The sequence below is a fragment of the Kitasatospora sp. NPDC093558 genome, assembly GCF_040683475.1.
Taxonomy (GTDB): domain Bacteria; phylum Actinomycetota; class Actinomycetes; order Streptomycetales; family Streptomycetaceae; genus Kitasatospora.
On the sequence record NZ_JBFBDY010001132.1, the window covers coordinates 1 to 1488 of the forward strand.

The following is a 1488-nucleotide window of genomic DNA, read 5'->3' on the forward strand; positions in this document are numbered from 1 at the left end:
AGCGCGGCCCGCTCGGCCTCGGTGAACACGCTGGTGTGGCGCCAGGCGGCGACCAGGTTGATCCGGAGCGGGGTCTCACCGGCGGCCGCGGCCTCCTTGGTGTGGATGTCGACGCAGAAACCGCAGCCGTTGATCTGGCTGGCGCGCAGCTCCACCAGGTGCTGCGTGGCCTTCGGCAGTGTCGACTGCCGGAGGGCCAGCGAGGTGTTGTAGAACCGCTTGGCGACCTTCGCTGCGGTCGGACTGTCGAACAGGTTGAATCGGGGCTCCATGGCTTCGTCCTCACTTGTGGTGTCACGTGCTGCCGCACTGGACGAACACCAGATGCCGCCGCGCCGTCCGGTGTGACAGTGCGGCTATGTGACCTGTGCCACCCACCGCGGGTGTCACAAAGCGGCGGGGGCCGGCGTCTGGTGTGCGTGCGGCACGGACGAGAGCGAACGGGCAGGAGCCGGCTATGAGCGAGCGAACCACGGACACCACCGAGCCGCGCACGCGTGGCGACTGCATGGGTCCCGCCACCGAGGCGTTCGTCACCCACCGCAACCTGCTCTTCACCGTTGCCTACGAGATGCTCGGCTCGGCCGCCGACGCCGAGGACGTCCTGCAGGAGACCTGGCTCCGCTGGTCGGGCGTCGATCAGGACACGGTCCGGGACCAGCGCGCATACCTGGTCCGGGTCACCACACGCCAGGCGCTGAGCCGGCTGCGCGTCCTCGGCCGGCGCAAAGAGTCCTACGTCGGCCCCTGGCTGCCCGAGCCACTGCTGACCGCCCCGGACGTGGCCGAGGACGTCGAGCTGGCCGACAGCATCTCGATGGCGATGCTCCTGGTGCTGGAAACGCTCACACCGACCGAGCGGGCGGTCTTCGTGCTGCGTGAGGTGTTCGATCTGGAGTACGGCGAGATCGCAGAAGCCGTCGACAAGACCCCGGCCACGGTCCGTCAGATCGCCCGCCGCGCACGCGTCCACGTCGCCGCCCGACGCCCTCGCGGCGTCGTCTCGGCAGCCGAGTCTCGCGGCGCGATCGAAGCCTTCCAGCAGGCGATCGAAACCGGCGACCTGCAGCACCTGCTCGACATGCTTGCCCCGGACGTCGTCCTGCTGGGCGACGGGGGCGGAATCCGGCAGACGGTGGCCCAGCCGATCGTCGGCGCCGACCAGGTAGCCCGAGCGCTGACCGCCGGCCTGCCCACCCTCCGCGGCAAGGCATCGGTCGAACCGGTGCAGATCAACGGCTGCCCGGCTCTGATGATCCGACTCAACGGGGAGATCGACGACGTCGTAGCGGTGCGGGTCGACGACGGCCTGATCAGCGGACTCTACGTCGTGCGCAACCCTGAGAAGCTGTCGCGCCTCGCGCGGGAGACCGCGGTGAGCCGCTGAGTCCTCCTCGGCGGACTCGCCGCGGACCGCGCCACCGGCCTGCTCGCCGGCACGCCGACTCCGTGAGCCGTCGGTGCTCCCTGCTCTTCGGTGAGAACGGC

2 protein-coding genes are annotated in these 1488 nt (G+C 70.1%); one reads left to right on the plus strand and one right to left on the minus strand.

The features are described 5' to 3' along the window. On the minus strand, positions 1 to 272 hold a 272-nt coding region (locus tag AB0O00_RS39125), incomplete at its 3' end, for a carboxymuconolactone decarboxylase family protein (protein ID WP_363659437.1). 185 nt (positions 273 to 457) lie between these two features. On the opposite strand from AB0O00_RS39125, the gene AB0O00_RS39130 reads away from it, so the two are divergent. Continuing rightward, a complete protein-coding gene (locus tag AB0O00_RS39130; protein ID WP_363659438.1) occupies positions 458 to 1387 on the plus strand; it encodes an RNA polymerase sigma-70 factor in 930 nt (309 codons plus the stop codon). Positions 1388 to 1488 lie beyond the last annotated feature (101 nt).